This is a genomic window from Microbacterium sp. K41, assembly GCF_004794395.1.
Lineage (GTDB): Bacteria > Actinomycetota > Actinomycetes > Actinomycetales > Microbacteriaceae > Microbacterium > Microbacterium sufflavum.
Map to the genome: position 1 here is coordinate 1 of NZ_SSDO01000262.1, position 2,823 is coordinate 2,823.

A 2,823-nucleotide genomic window follows, 5' to 3' on the forward strand; every position below is an offset into this window, starting at 1 on the left:
AAGGTAGTGCCCGCCGCCGGATGGGAGCGCCGCCCGATGAGCGCCGCGACGCCGCCGCCGATCGCGCCGAACAGGTGCCCCTGCCACGAGACGCCGTCGGCCACGCCGATCACGCCCGCGAGCATCGTGCCGCCGTAGACGCCGATCACGACCACGGCGATCACGGCGTAGAGGATGCGATGGGCGACGCGCCCCGGCGCGAACACGCGCATCACGACGTAGCCGAAGTAGCCGAACACCAGGCCTGAGGCGCCGACCGTGAGCGTGCCTGGAGCGTTCACGACCCAGGTGCCGACCCCGCCGATGACCGCGACGATCACGGTGACGGCCCAGAAGCGTCGCGCCCCCTCGACCGCGACCAGGCAGCCGAGCACGAGGAACGGCACCGAGTTGGCGATGAGGTGCGCCCAGCTCGCGTGCAGCAGCGGGGCGAGGATGATGCCGCTGAGCCCCGACAGGTCCCACGACCGCAGACCGAAGCCCGTGAACGATCCGGGCAGCACGGCATCGGCGAACTGCACGAGCCACATCACCGCCAGCAGCAGCACCGGCGAGGCGAAGCGGGCGAGCGGATGCGGCGGCCGCGAAGGAGGGGGGACGGTCACCGCTCGATTGTCGCAGGCCCGTCCGACGAACGCCTGTGTACCGGGCCCGGCAAAAGAAAAGACCCTCCGCGCACCCAGCAGAGCCCGGTTACCCTTGCTGCGTTTCCGCCCTGGGGGAATTGGCCTGGATGCCGCCACGCGGAGAGCCGTCGTCCACTCTACCCGACCAGCGGCGGGGCGACGAACCCCCGCGGGCATGGTCCCGCACGCCGCGCGGAGCGTACGATCGATTCACGCGCATCGTTGCGTCGACGTGAGAGGGATCGCATGCCTGAGAACGCCCCCCTGACCCCGGTCACGATCGACGCCGAGCGATTCGCCGCCCAGACGGCGGCGATTCTCGGCTCGATCAGCCAGGTCATCGACGGCAAGCCCGACGCCGTACGCAGCGCGCTCGTGTGCCTGCTCGCCGAGGGCCACCTGCTCATCGAAGACGTGCCGGGCGTCGGCAAGACGATGCTCGCCCGCGCACTGGCCGCGAGCATCGACGCCACGGTCCGCCGCATCCAGTTCACGCCCGACCTGCTGCCCGGCGACGTCACGGGCGTGTCGGTGTACAACCCGGTCGACCGGGAGTTCGAGTTCAAGCGGGGCGCCGTGTTCGCCCACATCGTGATCGCCGACGAGATCAACCGCTCCTCCCCCAAGACGCAGTCCGCGCTGCTGGAGGCCATGGAGGAGGGCCAGGTCACGGTCGACGGCTCCACGCACCGCCTGCCCGACCCGTTCCTCGTGGTGGCGACGCAGAACCCGCTGGAGATGGAGGGCACCTACGCCCTCCCCGAGGCGCAGCGCGACCGCTTCATGATGCGCATCTCGATGGGCTACCCCGACCCGGGCGCGGAAGCCCTCATGCTGCGGCAGCGCGACGTGGTGAACCCGCTCGCCACCGTGACGCCCGTGGCCGACGCCGCGTCCGTCGCGCAGCTCATCGCGTGGGCGCGGGCCGTGCACGTGGCCCCGGCCCTGGAGGAGTACGCGGTCGCACTCGCCCAGGCCACCCGCTCCGACCCGAGCCTGCATCTCGGTGCCAGCCCCCGCGCCACCCTCCAGCTCGTCCGTGCGGCGAAGGTGTGGGCGGCCCTCGACGGCCGCGACTACGTCATCCCCGACGACATCACGTCGCTGCTCCTCCCCGTGTTCGCCCACCGCCTGCTCCCCGCGCGCGGCGCCCATCGCGCCGGAGCCCAGCCCATCGAGGCCGCGCTCACGCAGATCGCCGAGCGCGTGCGCGTCCCGGTCGCCACCCGCTCCTGAGACCCCCGCCATGCGACGACGCCGCCTCCTCACCCGCCGGGGCACCGGCACGCTCGTCGCGGCGTTCGGCTGCCTGGTCGCGGCGAACGTGCTCGGCGCGCGCATCCTCCTCTTCATGGCCGTGTTCCTGGCGGCCCTCACCCTGTTCTCCGCGCTGGCGGTGCGGCTGCCACGGCGCTCAGGGACGGTCGCGCGACAGATCTCGACCGACCTGCTCACGGTGTCGGAGGCCTCGCGGGTCACGGTGCGCTTCACGCTGCGGGCGCTGCGGGTGCCGCACGGCCTGTGGCATGACGTGCTGCCCGACGCGGTCGCCGGAGACTCCAGCGGCGAGTACCCCGCCGAGACCGCGCAGCTGAGCTACCTCATCACGGGGGTGCGGCGCGGCGTCTGGCCGCTCGGCCCCCTCATGCTCCGCACGGTCGACCCGTTCGGACTCGCGCAGCGGGAGCAGGCGTTCGGCGACACCCGGACCATCACGGTGGTGCCGGAGGTGTTCGCCCTCACGCCGCTCGCCGTGCGCATCGGGGCAGCGGGAGGGACGGCCCACACCTCGTCGACCCGCCTCGGACAGGGCAGCGACAACCTGTCCCCCCGCGGCTACGCCCCCGGCGACTCCATGCGCCGGATCCACTGGCGGGCCACGGCCCACCGCGGCGAGCTGATGGTGCGCCAGGAGGAGGAGGAGTCCAGCCCCGACGCGCTGGTCGTCCTCGACCGGAGCTCCGGTCGCTGGGACCCGCAGGGCGACGCCGCCGACCCGGCCTTCGAGTCCGCGGTGTCGCTGTGCGTCTCGGCCGCCCTGCACCTCGCCGCCGAGGGCTACAGCGTCGACGTGATCGACACCGCGGGCACGCTGCTCGGCGCGCTCCGCGGACACGAGGACGACCGCGACGGCCTGCTCGTCGCACTCGCCCTGGTGACCCCGCGCGGCGAGGCCCGGGAGCTCGCGGCTCTCGTC

At 73.0% G+C, this 2,823-nt stretch carries 3 protein-coding genes and 1 other RNA gene; 2 read left to right on the forward strand and 2 right to left on the reverse strand.

What is annotated here, in order from left to right; genetic code table 11:
- Both DW309_RS07240 and ffs read right to left on the reverse strand, forming a co-directional pair.
- Positions 1-605 (reverse strand): rhomboid family intramembrane serine protease (locus tag DW309_RS07240; RefSeq protein WP_136044982.1); only part of this gene is annotated, 605 nt, incomplete at its 3' end.
- 54 nt (positions 606-659) lie between these two features.
- An RNA gene (ffs, locus tag DW309_RS07245) (signal recognition particle sRNA small type) lies at positions 660-756 on the reverse strand.
- Positions 757-872: 116 nt separating this feature from the next.
- On the opposite strand from ffs, the gene DW309_RS07250 reads away from it, so the two are divergent.
- Both DW309_RS07250 and DW309_RS07255 read left to right on the forward strand, forming a co-directional pair.
- Positions 873-1,862 (forward strand): AAA family ATPase, encoded by a 990-nt coding sequence (locus tag DW309_RS07250; protein ID WP_136028517.1) that lies wholly within the window; start codon positions 873-875, stop codon positions 1,860-1,862.
- A 10-nt stretch (positions 1,863-1,872) separates the two neighbouring features.
- The coding region (locus DW309_RS07255) for a DUF58 domain-containing protein (RefSeq protein WP_136044983.1) at positions 1,873-2,823 on the forward strand (951 nt) is incomplete at its 3' end.